The sequence below is a fragment of the Ochrobactrum sp. WV_118_8 genome (assembly GCF_039631535.1).
Classification (GTDB): Bacteria; Pseudomonadota; Alphaproteobacteria; order Rhizobiales; family Rhizobiaceae; genus Brucella; species Brucella anthropi.
Window position 1 is genome coordinate 896,456 of record NZ_JBDIUZ010000001.1, and the last position, 14,968, is coordinate 911,423.

Below are 14,968 nucleotides of genomic sequence, written 5' to 3' on the forward strand. Positions count from 1 at the left end.
ATAACAGGTCGCTGGACAATTTTAAAACAAGGATAGAAGCAGGAAAAACTAATCCAGCGTCACTTGACCGGAAACGGCTTTCCCGCCCTGCACGATGGTATAGTCAACGACGGCATTATCTGCCTCCCCGTGCACCTATGCAGTGAAACGGTGGCCGGGCTGACTACTTTCAATTGCGACGGCATCGGAAATCCTGATCTTGTCGCTGGCGACAAACAACTCCACAGGGGCGGCGGGGTCGGGAACAGCAAGGTCGAAGACGGCTTGGTCTCCATCCCGCTTCACATCGCTTATGCCGAACGTTGAGGTTGCCGCCGTCGGTAGCCGGTCGAACGCAGTCTCAATGATCGTGCGGGCCGCTATCGCTTGTGGCGAATCCTGTTGTCCGTCTTCATTGAGTGGGAAATCGAACGTAGCCTGCACCGGAATGCATATTTTTTCACAGACACCAAGGAAAACATGGCCTTTCAGCCGCGTGTCGGCGGCTGTGAGGTGAAAGACTATCGGCAGTGAAACGGGCTGTTTATATCCAATCCCGCCTTCATCTTCTCCGCCAAACCGGACGGGTGCAGGAAAATCGATCTGTGCTTTCGCCTCACCTTCGATGTTGATCTGCGGCGGAACTCCCGCATCGCCGGGATTACGCCAATAGGTTTTCCAGCCTGGCTGCAACTCAACTTGCAAGGCACCGCGCCGTTCGTTGCTGGTCGCGTTGTTCGGGCTGTTGTCTTCAATGATGACGCGAACACGCCCGCCGGGCATCTCGGTCCAGTCAGAGGTCGAGGCCAATGCCGGAAGTACCAGCGAGGCCAACAGAAACGGTGCTAGTGCAAGAGTTCGGATGTTCATGGGCAAAAGATGGAATGAAAAGATGGTCGCTTCAAGTCCAATATTGTCGAGCTGCGACGTCCATCGGTTGCTTGTGCGGAGGAAGCCTAGTTGGTTATCCGAACGAGTTTTCACGTCGAATCCGAGGCGGGAAATAAATGACCATTGTTATTTTGCGTAGTCTTGCTACCTTCATATTCATGACCATTCTCAAGGCGCCAAACAAGGAGCAGGGTTTTCTGAACGGGCAGTTCCTGCTTGCCATGCCCGGAATGAGCGACGAGCGTTTTGCCCGGTCGGTGGTCTATATTTGTGCGCATTCCGATGAAGGCGCGATGGGCTTCATCATCAATCAGCTTCAGCCGGTCGAATTTCCAGACCTCCTGCGTCAGATCGGGGTCATCGATGAGGATGAACTGATTATTCTGCCGGATCGCGCGCAGCATATGATGGTACGCAATGGCGGGCCTGTGGACCGTACGCGTGGCTTCGTGTTGCATTCCGATGATTACATGGTTGATTCCACAATGCCGGTTTCGGAGGAAGTCTGCCTCACAGCAACGGTCGATATTCTGCGCGCCATTTACGGGGGCAGGGGGCCGTCACGCGCGCTGATGGCGCTAGGCTATTCCGGCTGGGCGCCGGGCCAGATCGAGGTGGAACTTGCCGAGAATGGCTGGCTAACCTGCGACGCGCCGCTCGACATGCTGTTCGACAGCGATATAGAGGGCAAATATTCGCGCCTGATGCTCCATATGGGCATCGATATGTCCCGGCTTGTTTCCGATGCAGGGCATGCTTGAGAGCAGGATTAAGGCAATAGGGCAGTAAGGCAATATGTTTAAATTGCGTACGGCCGAAACGGCCATATTTTCCTACTGCCCTAATCAGGCCGCTGCAGCGTTGAGCTGTTCACGGATCATGCGGGTTGCTTCGTCGCGGCTCGTCGGCTGGCCGAACATGAAGCTCTGCACATATTCGCAACCCATCTGACGAAGCTGAAGCGCATCGCTTTCGCTCTCCACACCTTCGGTCACGACAGCAAGACCAAGATCATGCGCCATGCTCACAATTGAACGCAGCAGGGTGGCTTTCTGCGGCTGGTCGCCCTTCACGAACGACCGGTCGATCTTGATGATGTCGAACGGGAAGCGCGTGAGATATGCCAGTGAGGAATAGCCGGTTCCGAAATCGTCAAGCGACAAGCCGATGCCCATCGCTTTAAGGCGGGCCAGAACGTGCGTGGACTGTTCCGGATTTTCCATGAGGACGGATTCAGTCAGTTCAAGCTTGAGGCTGCCCGGATTGAGATGAATGCGCGAAAGCACCGAGCGGACATCGTTGATGAGGTCCTGACGGATGAGCTGTGTAGATGACAGATTGACCGAAACGAAAAGGTCGAGCTTCGGGAATTGTTCCTGCCATGCGAACAGATCTTCTGCAGCCCGTTGCATCGCAAACAGGCCAAGCTGGATGATAAGGCCGGAATTCTCGGCAATCGGAATGAATTCCGAGGGCGAAATGGCGCCGCGCCGTGGGTGTTCCCAGCGCATGAGCGCTTCGAAACCGGCAATCGTGCCCTCGTCGAGCTTGACGATGGGCTGATAGACAAGGCTGATCTCGTCACGTTCCAGCGCGCGTCGCAGATCGGATTCAAGCTGGAGCTTGTCGCTGCCGATAGCCCTGAAGGCAGGACGGAATGGCTCGATGCGGTCACCGCCGAAGCGCTTTGCCTGATACATGGCAAGTTCGGCGTCTTTCACGAAGTCTTCGGCGGTTGTTGCTGTCTTCGTCCAGGTAATCAGGCCGACGGACGCTGTCAGAACAATTTCGCGCTTTGCATAGGCAATTGGTGCACGGACGGCCTGACGCAGAGCCTCGGCAAAGGAGGCGATGCGTCCCGGATCGCTTTCAGAGGCGAGCAGCAGCCCGAACTGGTCGGAAGACAGGCGCGAGAGTGTATCCTGCGGCTTCATGAGGCGCGCCAGACGGCGCGAAATCGTCAGGAGGATCGTATCGCCCGCTGACATACCAAGGCTGTCGTTGACCTGTTTGAAGCGGTCTATGTCGATGATGAATACCGTCGGATGCAGATTGCTTTCACCACGCGCCATGTTCATGACATTGCTGAGACGGTCGAGGAACAGTTCGCGGTTTGGAAGGCCGGTCAGATTGTCGTGCACCGCATCGTGCAACAGGCGTTCTTCGGCCTTTTTCTGTTCCGTTACATTGACCAGCGTGCCGACACAACGCACCACTTCGCCATCTGAACCAATGACGGGGCGTGCACGAAGCGCATACCAGTGATAGTGGCCATCATTGGCACGGAGCCGGAAAATCTGACCGATACGTCCACGCCGGTTTTCCAAAATGGCATCAAGCGTCGAGCGGAAGCGGTCGCGGTCATCGGCGTGCATGGCGGGAAGCCAGTTGCGCACCGGGCCTTGCAGGCTGTTGGCCGTATTGCCAAGATAATTGGCGATGTCGGGCGTCGTCACCACGCGGTCGCGCGGTACGTCCCAATCCCATACGATATCCCCCGCACCGATGACGGCGAGAGCCTGTCGCTCCATGTCGGACAGAAGGCCCTGTTGCAGCGCTCCGCCAGCGAAGGCATGCTGCATGACTGTAAAGCCGATCAGAAGAACGATCAGGACAAGACCACCACCAAGGGCAGGTTGCACGATATCATTATCGAGCCTGCCGGAAACCGTCATCCAGGCACCTAGAAGCCATATGAGGGTAAGAAGCCAGGCTGGTATCAGCATGACGGCGCGATCATACCCTTTGACCGCCAGATAGCCGATAATAGCGACACCGGACACAACGGTAAGTGCCAGCGAAATACGCGCAATACCGGAAGCCACGGGCGGATCGAAGACGGCAACCCCTGCAAGTGCCAGCAGACCCAGAACCCATGTTACCGCGCCATAGCTGAAATGATCGTGCCAGCGGTTGAGATTGAGATAGGTGAACAGGAAAATCACAAGCGAGGCGGCAAGTGCCACCTCGGTGCCCGCGCGCCAGATTTGCTCATTGCCCGGCGTTATCTCCATCAGCTTGTTCCAGAAGCCGAAATCGACGCAGATATAGGCCAGAACCGCCCATGCAAGCGCGGCGGTGGCTGGAAAGAGCGAGGTGCCCTTGACGACGAAAAGGATAGTCAGAAACAGCGCCAGCAGGCCGGAAATGCCGAGCAGAATACCGCGATAGAGCGTGTAGGAATTGACCGCATCCTTGTAGGCTTCCGGCTCCCAGAGATAGAGCTGGGGCAGGTTGTGCGAAGACAGTTCGGCCACGAAGGTAACAACGCTGCCCGGATTGAGCGTGATGCGGAAGACGTCTGCATCGGCACTTGGCTGGCGGTCGAGCGCGAAGCCCTCGCTGGGCGTGATCGATGCAATGCGCGGAGAGCCAAGATCAGGCCAGATGACGCCGGAGCCGACAAGACGGAAATGCGGAGCCACAATCAGGCGGTCAATCTGCTCGTCGGTGGGGTTTGCAATCGAGAAAGCGGCCCAGTCGCCGGATGCCTTGCTGTTCTGATCGGCCTGCACTTCGATACGGCGCACAATGCCGTCAGGACCCGGTGCAGTCGATACCTGCACGCTCTCGCCCTTGTTGCGCAGAAGTTCGACAGCGCGAGACAGGTCGAGGGCAGTATCTTCCTTGGAAATCTTGATCGGTTCAATGGCCGATGCCTGGACGACCGAAACGGTCAGAAAAACCATGAGCGCGAGAAATCGCGCACCAGCAACAAACCACTTATCCGCAAAACCCGTCACGAGCGTCCAACCTTGCCATTGATCATGCGGCTATCCGTCATACGTTTGTCGCTTTCTATAAGGGCAAAAAGCAGGTGATCCTGCCAGAAGCCGTTTATCTTGAGATAGGAACGCAGCAGTCCTTCTCTCTCAAATCCGGCTTTTTCGAGAAGCCGTATCGAACGCTCGTTATGAGGGATACAGGCTGCTTCAATCCGGTGCAACCGGAGTTGGTCGAATGCGAAGGGGATAACCAGCGATAGGGCCTCGGTCATATAACCCTTGCCGGCGTAAGGTTCGCCGCTCCAGTAGCCGATCATGCCGTTCTGGCCGACGCCACGCCGGATATTGCCGAGCGTAATGCCGCCGACGAGCTTGTTGTCGCTATTGCGGAACACGAAAAACGGGTAGCCGGTTCCAGCCGATATTTCATCTTGAAAACGCCGCATCCGATGGCGGAAGGCGCTCTTGGTGAGGTCGTCGTCGGGCCATGTTGGCTCCCACGGGGCGAGAAAGGCACGGCTCTGCTCCCGCAGGCTGGCCCAGCTCGCAAAATCGCTCATCATCGGCTCACGCAGATAAATGCGCTGGCCACGCAAGACGGTCGGATTGCTTCTACGGAAGGGCAGGCCGATCATGACGGGATAAGGCAATATGGCAGTAAGTCAGTAAGGCAATAGGGAAGGGTGGACGTATTCGCCGAGCTAAACATACTGCCCTACTCCCCTAATGCCCTATTGCCTCAATTATACAGCGATCTTCCTCGCATGCGCGCTGGTCGAAAGTGCATCCGATAGCCCGTCGAAGCTCATCAGTCGCCCAACCGGGCCGACACCGGCGATGGTGGGCTTGCTGTCGAGGAACAGGCGTCCTGCCAGATCGGTCAACCGTTCTGGCGTAATCAGCGAAAGACGATCCATCAGCTCGCTGTTCTCGACAGGGCGACCATAGAGCAGGAACTGGCGCGCGACCTGTCCTGCTCGGCTTGCAGCGCTCTCCTGTGACATGAGAAGGCTTGCACGATACTGTGCGCGGGCGCGGTCCACTTCTTCGAGGCTGATGGAGCCAGCTGCCTTATGCAGTTCATCGATGAGGACGGGAACCAGTTCGACCAGCTCATCGCGACCCGTTGCAGCGTGGATGCCGAACAAACCGGTATCCGAGAAGCCCCAATGGAAGGCATAGACCGAATAGCAGAGGCCGCGTTTCTCGCGCACTTCCTGGAAGAGGCGTGAGGACATGCCGCCGCCGAGGACCATGGAGAGAAGCTGCGAGGCATAGAAATCGCGCACATGGTAGGCACGGCCTTCGAAGCCGATCAGAACCTGTGCATCCATGAGTTCGCGATTTTCACGGAAATCACCGCCAACATAGTGAGCAAGGTCAAGGGTCGGCGCTGTATTGTGGGCGCGGAAACCGCCGAGGCGTTTTTCGACTTCCTTCACGAATGCATCGTGATCGACACCGCCCGCAGCCGTCACGACCATGCGGTCGGCGCTATACTGCTCGTCCATATACTGGCGCAGATCGGCGGAGGTAAAAGACATCACTGTCTCAGGTTCGCCGAGAATGGCGCGTCCGATCGGTTGATGGCGGTAGGCTGTTTCCGTGAAACGGTCGAAAACAATATCGTCGGGCGTGTCGTGTGCCGCGCCGATCTCCTGCATGATGACCTGTTTCTCGCGTTCGAGCTCAGCTTCGTCGAACTTGGACGCGGTCAGGATATCGGAGAGAATGTCGATAGCCAGCGGCACGTCATTGCGCAGAACACGCGCATAATAGGATGTGGTTTCGACGCTGGTGGCGGCATTGATCTCGCCGCCGACATTTTCAATATCCGATGCTATTTGCCAGGCAGTGCGGTTTTCGGTGCCCTTGAATGCCATATGCTCAAGAAGATGAGCAATGCCATGCCTGTCGGCAGCTTCGTTTCGCGCACCGGCCTTGACCCAAATTCCAAGCGCCACGCTTTCCACGTGGGACATCGTATCGGTGGCTATCGTCAATCCATTGGAAAGACGCGTTACTTCAACACCCATAAGCAAACTGCTCCCTGCATTCCCGCTCTGGTTCTCGTCTCGGAGCCGGTCTTTTTAAGCTCTCGAATGGCGGCGAACGTATTCTTCCACGATTTTCAGGTCGTTGTGAAGAACTGTGAAGCTTTCTTTTCGTTCCATCAAGTCTGAAAGCCATGCCGGAAGCTGCGGTTCGACACCGCTTGCAGCCGTTACAGCATCAGGGAATTTGGCCGGATGTGCGGTTGCTAGAACAACCATCGGCGCTGCATTGGACACATTTTCGCGAGCGACCTTCAGGCCAATTGCCGAATGCGGATCAAGCAGATAGCCGTCCGCCTCAAGCACGGATTTGATCGTTTCCGCGGTCTCATCGACCGTCGAGCGGCCCGCAGAAAATTCGCTGCGGATCGCCGAGAGCGGCTTTTCGGAGATCGAGAAGCCGCCCGACTGTTTCAGGCTGTCCATCAGGCCGCGCAGTGCTGCTGCATCGCGTCCATGTGCTTCGAACAGGAGGCGCTCGAAGTTCGAGGAAATCTGGATGTCCATCGAAGGCGATGTCGTCTGTGCAACGCCGCGCATTTCATACGCGCCGGTTTCCAGCGTGCGTGAGAGAATGTCGTTATCGTTGGTGGCGATAATCAGCTGGTCGATGGGGAGACCCATGCGCTTGGCGACGTAGCCCGCGAAAATATCGCCGAAATTGCCCGTTGGTACGGTGAAAGATACCGCGCGATCCGGCGCGCCGAGGCTCAGCGCCGCCGTAAAGTAATAGACGACCTGCGGCATGATGCGCGCCCAGTTGATCGAGTTTACACCCGAAAGCGACAGCGCATCGCGAAACTGTAGGTCGTTGAACATGCCTTTCACAAGGTTCTGGCAGTCGTCGAAATTGCCTTCGATGGAAAGGGCATGAACGTTGGAGAAGCCGGACGATGTCATCTGACGCTGCTGCACCGGCGATACGCGACCGTTTGGGAACAGGATAAAGATGTCGGTATTGTCGCGACCGCCGAAGGCTTCAATGGCTGCACCACCCGTGTCGCCCGATGTGGCGCCGACGATAGTTGCGCGTTCGCCGCGTTGTGCCAGCACATAGTCCATCATGCGAGCGAGAAGCTGCATGGCGACGTCCTTGAAGGCAAGCGTCGGGCCGTGGAAAAGCTCAAGCACGAATTCATTAGCGCCGGTTTGAACCAGTGGGCAGACCGCATCGTGACGGAAAGTACCGTAAGCTTCATGCACCATACGGCGGAAATCCGAATGCGGAATTTCGCCATCGACAAATGGAGTGAGCACGGCCAGCGCGATATCCACATAGGATTTTCCGCGCAGGTCGCGGATCTGTTCTGGTGAAAACTGAGGATAATCCTGTGGCAGATAGAGACCGCCATCCCGGGCTAGACCGGCGAGCAATGCATCGCTGAACCCCAGGACCGGCGCTTCCCCACGCGTGCTTACATATTTCATTTCTTGGGCCTTCATTTCAGATCGGCGCGGTTTTGAGCCGGGTAATGCAATAGAGCCTCCCTAAAAAAGCCGCAAGGTTTTAAAGCATGTTGACGTGTATGGGGTTGCTCTCTGGAGCAAAAAACGGGAAAACGTCATCGTGCTACACACATGCGTGATGTAGAAGACAGGTCGATCAGTGCAGGGAAGCCCGGTTTATGCAAACAGCACCACAGAATCGTTCATCGTTGTTTCCAGTCTTTGCAACGGTTTTGCTCGCAGCCCTCGCAGGCTGCACAACCAGTGGCACCGACAAGGCTGCCGACGGAGGCTCAGGTTCTTCCTTGACCACTCCCGCCGCTACCGGCGACCAGCGCATCAAGGAATCCGAGCTGCGCGCTTTCTGCCCTTCGGTTTCGCTGCGTGACGGCACAGCCTTCTTCAATACGTATGAGAAGGGCGGTGACAAGGATCCCGCGCGTGTGATCTATCAAGCCGCCCTGACAGATACGACCCGCGCCTGTCAGCATGGCGCAGGGACCATGACGATTGACGTCGCTGCTGCCGGCAAGGTCGTACCTGGACCAAAATACAAGAGCGGCACCATCACCATGCCAATCCGTGTTGCCGTCCGCCAGGGCGATCAGGTTATCTATTCCAAGCTGCACAAGCAGGCGGTTACGATAGCCAATGGAGATACCGCTACACAGTTCGTCTTCAATGACAAGACGATCACCGTGCCGATGGCGGACAAGAACAATATCCAGATTTTCGTAGGGTTCGATGAAGGTCCTTACAACACGAAATAATGAATTGCCGTCAGGCGCATGATCATGAAATCGTTCTTTTAGTTATAATGCGCGGAAAGATATTTCCGCGCATTATTTAATTTTGGTTTTTCCATTTAATAGTATTCGGCTTGAAGTTTTGCTCAGTGGGCCGACAAAAACTTACAGAGTGCATGCTTGGCACGTTGAATGCCATGGTCATTAGAGACTGTTAGAAACGCAACCTTTTACGATATCAATATAACAGGTATGATTTTCTTGATCCTGGCTTCGAATAATTTTGCGGTTAAGTATCGATGAACAAGGGTGCTGCATTTTCAAAAACGTTTCGTGGCAGTGCACGTAGCTCGGACGCCTCATATGGAAGATGTTTAAAGTAAGTGGTCGTCAATTGGGCAACGGTTTCTGCCTGCGCACGATCACGTTGACGCTTAACTGGTTCACGATCTCCCCTTTGGGAGATCCAGAATTTATGAGCGGCAAAAATACGTGGGTCCGGAGCGACTATACGCAAAGGCTCGCCCTTTTCATCAATCGCAATTGCCTCGAAGGGTGGCGAATTTTCGAGCCAATCAAGCCCTTCGATCGCAGCAGCAACAAGTTCATCTTCACCGTTACCAATGCTTTCACGGCTTTCCCTCCAAATGGGTTTGGCTGGAGGTTTGATTAAGTTAACCAAATATCCCTCTCGGTTTGCGGCGCGATAGCTGGAACGTGTACGTTCAAAAGATTTATCGACTTTCTTCAGGAGGCCGAGGAGTGAGTTATTCTTTATGTCGTCATCTACGACCATTTTGAGAGAACGACGCGCATCCATGAGCAGATCGATATCGTCAGTGGCAGTGATGCCTGGATCCACAAACACACCGGCGATTGCTTCGTAAGCAAATATCGCATTAGTACCAACGATCCGAATCCCGGCACCAAGCAAACCAGCATTGTCGACGGCTCGAATAATCCGAGCCGTAAGATGAGGTACGCGGCCAAGCCGTAGTGCGCGATTAACAGCTGTCTGGCGTTCCATTTGAGATTTGCGCGCGCTCAAGACCTCTTGCGCGGCTTGACGAGCTGCATCCCATTTGACTTTTATCGCCTCAGTTTCTGGTGAGCGGCGACCTTCCACCTTTTGACGTCTGACTCCGGCAGAATTATAATAGCTGCGCATCAAATGTTCGGTTCCGCCAACACTATGCCAAACTAATGAACCACGGAAGCTTTTGACCGTTGCAGATGCTTGCTGAAAGGCTTCATAGCGTTGATCGGAGTTAACCTTTTCACGCCTCTGATCATTATTTAGTTCTATAAAATCAATCATATCAACATAACCGACATAATTTACAACAAACTGTTGCAGACGCAGACTATGCAAATTTAATCAACGTTGCAACAGTTTCGATTGATAATATTATTATGTGTTGATCATATTGAAATTAATGTTCTTTTTTAGATTAAACGACTATCTGCCGTCAGATGAACGAGTGGTTCAGCCGCAAGCACGAAGATGTATGGCGCCGGTAGCGATCCGTTTGCGGAAAACAAGACAGAAGTGCAGCAAAACCGTCGCTGAAAAGTTTGATTGCGCCAATGCTTGTGAATAAATGCAGATCGATAAAATTCGAATTAAATGCGACTGCCTGCGTGAAATGAATGGCAACAGGTTTGCGCTAGTGTGGTCTCATGAAACAGAAATATGAACGCATTCTTGAACCGACGGACACCTGGGCGATCTTCGATACGTCTACTGGCGAGCCCGTCATCATGGGAACCCGTATGCTGATCGGCCTCTCTGAGAGCGAAGCCGAAGAGCTTCTGGCCATTCTCAATGCTCCGCCCAAGGGGCGCAACAAGCAATCCGCGGCCTGACAAAAGCCAGGCGTCGGATTATCTCGTTCAGGCAGCAGTCCAGATGGACAGGGCTTCGATAACGCTCGGCAAATCTTTGTGGCGATGGATGACGGTTTCCGCACCGGCATCGGTCAGCTTGTCGGCATGGCCGGGATAGGTGTGAGCACCGCCCGTAAAGCCGATCACACGCATTCCAGCGGCGCGAGCGCCCTGAATGCCATGCGCGGAATCTTCAATCACGATGACATCTTTCGGATCGACGCCGAATTGCTTGGCTGCATAAAGGAACACGTCTGGAGCAGGCTTGGTCTTTTTGGTGCCGACTTCCTTCGCTGAGAAGATATTGGGCGCGAACAATTCATAAAGACCGACACGCTTCAGCATGCTTTCCAATCGATGGCTGGTCGAATTGGAACAGATGCACTTCGGCAGCTTCAGCGCCGATACAACTTCCACGATGTCCTCAACCGCCTGAACTTCGTTCTTGAGCTTCTCGTCCAGAATCTTTTCGGATTTGTCGAGAAGCGATGCCGAAAGCGGAATCCCTGCTTCGCGCTCCACGGTGAGGAGAATATCCTGCCACGTCAGACCGGCAAAACGTTCAGCCATTTCATCTGCGGCGATCTGATAACCGGCTTCGGTTAGAAGCGTGGATTCGACTTCCGCTGCGATAATTTCGGAATCCACCAAAACGCCATCGCAATCGAAAATAATGAGGGACGGTGCCGCCATGATCATAGCCTTTTATTGGGAGGAGTGGGCACCGGCAGCAGCCGGAAACACCGCGATTGAGCTACACCTTTATGGCGAAGTCGTCAAATCGCGGCTGGTTCGGGTTCAGACCTCACCGGAAACTTCACGCCGCCGTCGGTCCAGCTCCTCGCTGTAGCGACGCAGGGTGTGCGCTTCACTGAGAAGACCGAGCACCTTACGCTCCTGTGCGTTGTTTACCACGGCCAGAGCTTCGCTTTCTGCCCGGTCGAAACGGGCGACGGCTTCCTTGGCGTTCATCTGGGGCAGCAGGAACTCGTCCTGATATTTGAGAAGCTCGCTGATGCTGTGTTCGCCGTCGGATGTGTCGAAGCTGTCGGCATAGACCTCTGGAACCGGGATCATGCCGACATAGCGTCCATCGGCATCGACCGCGATGACGCGCTGGGTCGAGCCAAGAGGGAAATCGTGCCGGAAGGTTTCTATATCGGTATCGATCAGCACGGTTCGCACATCGTGACGCATCATCCGGTTTACGGTCAGATTGCGTATCCAGCCAATGTCGTGCGCGGACCGGATAGCCTCGCCGCGCAGGTGAAAGCGCCACGTTGCGAAGGAGTAACCGAAGGTCTTCCGCACCATCAGCGAGGACGAGACGACGGCTCCAAGAACGAGCATCGCGATAGGAAAGTCACCGGTCATTTCCAGCGCAAGAAAGGTCATGGTCATCGGGCCGCCGACAACCGCCACGGCAAGAGAGCTCATGCCGATAACGGCATAGACCTCAGGTGCAAGTGCCAGGCCGGCAGGCAGCACCGCTCCGGCCACGGCGGCAAACAGCTTGCCCGTCAGCGCGCCGAGAAATAGCGATGCGAAGAACAGACCGCCGCGAAAACCTGCGCCAATGGAGACGGCAGAGGCAAGCGACTTGCTGAGGATCAGGAGCAGGAGCGCCGGAATAGTGATATTTGCATTGAGATCGAGATGCAGCGCCCCATGTCCTGAGGCCAGAACCTGAGGCGAAATGAAAGCGATCATGCCGACGACGGCCCCACCGATTGCTGGCGCCATAACATTCGGCACCACGCTGCGTCGAGCGACCTTCTCAACAAAGGTAACCCCGCGCATGATGAGGATGGCAATACCTGCCGAAAAGAAGCCGAGAACGAGCGCTGGCACGTAGTCGCGCGGGGTGATGTCGTTGATCTGACCGATATCGATGACAAAGGGCGCTCCGCCAATTGCCTGCGTCACCAGCGCACCGACGATCGCCGCCACGACGACAGGCGCCAGCGTGGCAATCGAATAGACGCCGATGATGAGTTCGAATGCATAGAATGCCCCAGTCAGCGGAGCATTGAAGGCGCTGGCAATAGCTGCCGCAGCGCCGCAGCCGACCAGTGTTCGCAAATCTGCACGACGAAGCTTGAGTGCCCGACCGATACGGGATGCGAAACCGCTCGCAAGCTGCGTATAAGCGGCTTCAAGCCCGACCGATGCGCCGAAACCGTTCGAAATCAGGTTCTGTCCGACGAGGATGAAGCTGTCCGTCAGCGACAGGCGTCCGCCATGAAGTGCATTTGCTTCGATAGGGTCGACGATGGGCCGCTTGCGCCAGCGCGCGAGAACCCAGATCACGATCCCCATCAAGATGCCGCCCGCGAGCGGCGCGATATAAGCGCTGGGTTGCAATGATGCCGCCGAGCTCAGTTTTTCGCCGGGTTCAAGAGCGAAGATTGCCTGATGCATCCATTGGGAAATGCTGCCAATCGCGGCAACCATCAGCCCTGAAATGATGCCGATGACAGTGCCGGCGATAACGAGGCCTATTTCGCTGCCGCGAACCAGTGCACGCATGCGAAAGGGTACAAAGAGAACCCGCAAATACCGGTTATGCCGCAGTTCAGCGATATTCATCATAAAATACACCGGACAAGCGGGGCGGCGCGCATGCCCGCCACGCAAATTCAGAAGTTGACTGCCGATTATAGGCAAAAAGGGATAACCAAGCCTTATCAAGGGCAAGAAGTTAAAGTTACAATTGCATAGCGATCGCGGCGTTAAGATGACAGGTGGCAAAATGTCGAGGGTCAATTGACCATGAAAAGCCCGGAACTGCGGACTTTCCACCTCGTTTAAGAAAAGATTTACGATTTCAATCACTTGGCGTTAACTGCATATTTACCCTACCCGGTAACCATAAGGACAAGTTTTTTGCGTCCACAGGTAATCGAGTATCCCATGTCTCTTGTACGTCTTGCACATGAGTTGCCCATTGAGGCTCCGCGTACCGCCTGGCTTGACTCCATCATCAAAGGTGATTGCGTCGCGGCTCTGGAACGCCTGCCGGATCATTCCGTGGACGTCATTTTTGCCGATCCTCCCTATAATCTCCAGCTTGGCGGCGATTTGCATCGCCCTGACCAGTCGATGGTCAGCGCAGTTGACGATCACTGGGATCAGTTCGAGAGCTTTCAGGCCTATGATGCCTTCACGCGTGCATGGCTTATGGCCTGCCGTCGTGTCCTGAAGCCGAATGGCACCATCTGGGTCATCGGCTCCTACCACAATATTTTCCGGGTCGGTTCGCAATTGCAGGATCTCGGCTTCTGGCTCCTGAATGATGTCATCTGGCGCAAGACGAACCCGATGCCGAATTTCCGCGGTCGTCGTTTCCAGAATGCTCATGAAACGCTGATCTGGGCTTCGCGTGATCAGAAGGGCAAAGGCTATACCTTCAATTATGAAGCGATGAAGGCCGCCAATGACGACGTACAGATGCGCTCGGACTGGCTGTTCCCTATCTGCACGGGTTCTGAACGCCTGAAAGACGAAAATGGCGACAAGGTTCATCCAACCCAGAAGCCGGAAGCATTACTTGCTCGCATCATGATGGCCTCCAGCAAGCCGGGTGACGTCATTCTTGATCCGTTCTTCGGTTCTGGAACGACGGGTGCGGTTGCCAAGCGCCTCGGACGCCACTTCGTCGGTATCGAGCGCGAACAGAGCTATATCGATGCAGCGACGGCCCGTATCGACGCTGTTGAACCGCTCGGCAAAGCCGAACTGACGGTGATGACGGGCAAACGGGCCGAACCGCGTGTCGCGTTCACCAGCGTCCTCGAAGCGGGGCTTCTTCGTCCCGGCACGGTGCTTTGTGATGAACGTCGCCGTTTTGCTGCCATTGTTCGCGCGGATGGTACGCTGGCTGCCAACGGTGAAGCGGGTTCGATCCATCGTATCGGTGCAAAGGTTCAGGGCTTTGATGCCTGCAATGGATGGACTTTCTGGCACTACGAGGAAAACGGCGCGCTGAAGCCAATTGACGCCTTGCGCAAGGTCATTCGCGACCAGATGGCAGTTGCAGGCGCTTAAAGCGCATCCTGAAAAGTGCGAAGCGGTTTTCGGATAAGATGCGCAAACGATTAGTTATCGGACGGCCTCCAGCATAGTCTGATAGTGAGGCGCTCGAAGCATTGGCTTCGGGCGCCTTCGCTATTTTAGATCTGGAGCATTTCCTGTTTTGATTGAATTATTGGAAGTGTTCTATTCGTTTGTTTTTACACGT

11 protein-coding genes and 1 pseudogene are annotated in these 14,968 nt (G+C 55.2%); 4 read left to right on the plus strand and 8 right to left on the minus strand.

Annotated features, from left to right (window positions below; genetic code table 11):
- Positions 1–48: 48 nt before the first annotated feature.
- A pseudogene (locus ABDF71_RS04255) lies at positions 49–849 on the minus strand (protein-disulfide reductase DsbD domain-containing protein).
- A gap of 179 nt (positions 850–1,028) precedes the next feature.
- Here ABDF71_RS04255 and ABDF71_RS04260 point away from each other — a divergent pair.
- On the plus strand, positions 1,029–1,631 hold the full coding sequence (locus ABDF71_RS04260) for a YqgE/AlgH family protein (RefSeq protein WP_029925498.1): 603 nt from the start codon (positions 1,029–1,031) through the stop codon (positions 1,629–1,631).
- Between the two features lie 84 nt (positions 1,632–1,715).
- On the opposite strand, the gene pdeA is transcribed toward ABDF71_RS04260, so the two are convergent.
- The 4 genes from pdeA to thrC all read right to left on the minus strand — a co-directional run bounded on the left by pdeA (position 1,716) and on the right by thrC (position 8,077).
- Positions 1,716–4,559, minus strand: a complete 2,844-nt coding sequence (gene pdeA, locus ABDF71_RS04265; RefSeq protein ID WP_049768413.1) for a phosphodiesterase PdeA — start codon at positions 4,557–4,559, stop codon at positions 1,716–1,718.
- A 50-nt stretch (positions 4,560–4,609) separates the two neighbouring features.
- Positions 4,610–5,230, minus strand: coding sequence for a GNAT family N-acetyltransferase (locus ABDF71_RS04270; protein ID WP_012090858.1), 621 nt, complete (start codon positions 5,228–5,230; stop codon positions 4,610–4,612).
- A 108-nt stretch (positions 5,231–5,338) separates the two neighbouring features.
- The gene (locus ABDF71_RS04275) at positions 5,339–6,631 is read right to left on the minus strand and encodes a M16 family metallopeptidase (RefSeq protein WP_151615806.1); all 1,293 of its coding nucleotides are present in this window, start codon (positions 6,629–6,631) and stop codon (positions 5,339–5,341) included.
- Positions 6,632–6,685: 54 nt separating this feature from the next.
- Complete coding sequence (thrC, locus tag ABDF71_RS04280) at positions 6,686–8,077, minus strand: threonine synthase (protein ID WP_151615805.1); 1,392 nt, start codon at positions 8,075–8,077, stop codon at positions 6,686–6,688.
- Between the two features lie 197 nt (positions 8,078–8,274).
- Between thrC and ABDF71_RS04285 the strand changes: the two genes are divergently transcribed.
- Positions 8,275–8,865 (plus strand): hypothetical protein, encoded by a 591-nt coding sequence (locus ABDF71_RS04285; protein ID WP_012090861.1) that lies wholly within the window; start codon positions 8,275–8,277, stop codon positions 8,863–8,865.
- A 265-nt stretch (positions 8,866–9,130) separates the two neighbouring features.
- Here ABDF71_RS04285 and ABDF71_RS04290 read toward each other — a convergent pair whose 3' ends face one another.
- Positions 9,131–10,213, minus strand: coding sequence for a nucleotidyltransferase family protein (locus ABDF71_RS04290; protein WP_235916965.1), 1,083 nt, complete (start codon positions 10,211–10,213; stop codon positions 9,131–9,133).
- Positions 10,214–10,521: 308 nt separating this feature from the next.
- Between ABDF71_RS04290 and ABDF71_RS04295 the strand changes: the two genes are divergently transcribed.
- Entirely contained in the window at positions 10,522–10,707 is a 186-nt protein-coding gene (locus ABDF71_RS04295; RefSeq protein WP_012090863.1) for a hypothetical protein, read from the plus strand.
- A 27-nt stretch (positions 10,708–10,734) separates the two neighbouring features.
- Here the strand turns inward: ABDF71_RS04295 and ABDF71_RS04300 are convergent, their stop codons facing one another.
- On the minus strand, positions 10,735–11,421 hold the full coding sequence (locus ABDF71_RS04300; RefSeq protein WP_151615804.1) for an HAD family hydrolase: 687 nt from the start codon (positions 11,419–11,421) through the stop codon (positions 10,735–10,737).
- A gap of 105 nt (positions 11,422–11,526) precedes the next feature.
- On the minus strand, positions 11,527–13,317 hold the full coding sequence (locus ABDF71_RS04305) for a chloride channel protein (protein ID WP_040130233.1): 1,791 nt from the start codon (positions 13,315–13,317) through the stop codon (positions 11,527–11,529).
- 324 nt (positions 13,318–13,641) lie between these two features.
- Between ABDF71_RS04305 and ABDF71_RS04310 the strand changes: the two genes are divergently transcribed.
- Positions 13,642–14,775, plus strand: coding sequence for a site-specific DNA-methyltransferase (locus tag ABDF71_RS04310; RefSeq protein ID WP_012090866.1), 1,134 nt, complete (start codon positions 13,642–13,644; stop codon positions 14,773–14,775).
- The last annotated feature ends 193 nt before the right edge of the window (positions 14,776–14,968 follow it).

Excerpts from the sequence above, each read along its gene's own strand:
- ABDF71_RS04260 (WP_029925498.1), top strand. The coding sequence starts at position 1,029 with ATGACCATTCTCAAGGCGCCAAACAAGGAGCAGGGTTTTCTGAACGGG.
- pdeA (WP_049768413.1), bottom strand. The coding sequence starts at position 4,559 with ATGGTTTTTCTGACCGTTTCGGTCGTCCAGGCATCGGCCATTGAACCG.
- ABDF71_RS04270 (WP_012090858.1), bottom strand. The coding sequence starts at position 5,230 with ATGATCGGCCTGCCCTTCCGTAGAAGCAATCCGACCGTCTTGCGTGGC.
- ABDF71_RS04275 (WP_151615806.1), bottom strand. The coding sequence starts at position 6,631 with ATGGGTGTTGAAGTAACGCGTCTTTCCAATGGATTGACGATAGCCACC.
- thrC (WP_151615805.1), bottom strand. The coding sequence starts at position 8,077 with ATGAAATATGTAAGCACGCGTGGGGAAGCGCCGGTCCTGGGGTTCAGC.
- ABDF71_RS04285 (WP_012090861.1), top strand. The coding sequence starts at position 8,275 with ATGCAAACAGCACCACAGAATCGTTCATCGTTGTTTCCAGTCTTTGCA.
- ABDF71_RS04295 (WP_012090863.1), top strand. The coding sequence starts at position 10,522 with ATGAAACAGAAATATGAACGCATTCTTGAACCGACGGACACCTGGGCG.
- ABDF71_RS04300 (WP_151615804.1), bottom strand. The coding sequence starts at position 11,421 with ATGGCGGCACCGTCCCTCATTATTTTCGATTGCGATGGCGTTTTGGTG.
- ABDF71_RS04305 (WP_040130233.1), bottom strand. The coding sequence starts at position 13,317 with ATGAATATCGCTGAACTGCGGCATAACCGGTATTTGCGGGTTCTCTTT.
- ABDF71_RS04310 (WP_012090866.1), top strand. The coding sequence starts at position 13,642 with ATGTCTCTTGTACGTCTTGCACATGAGTTGCCCATTGAGGCTCCGCGT.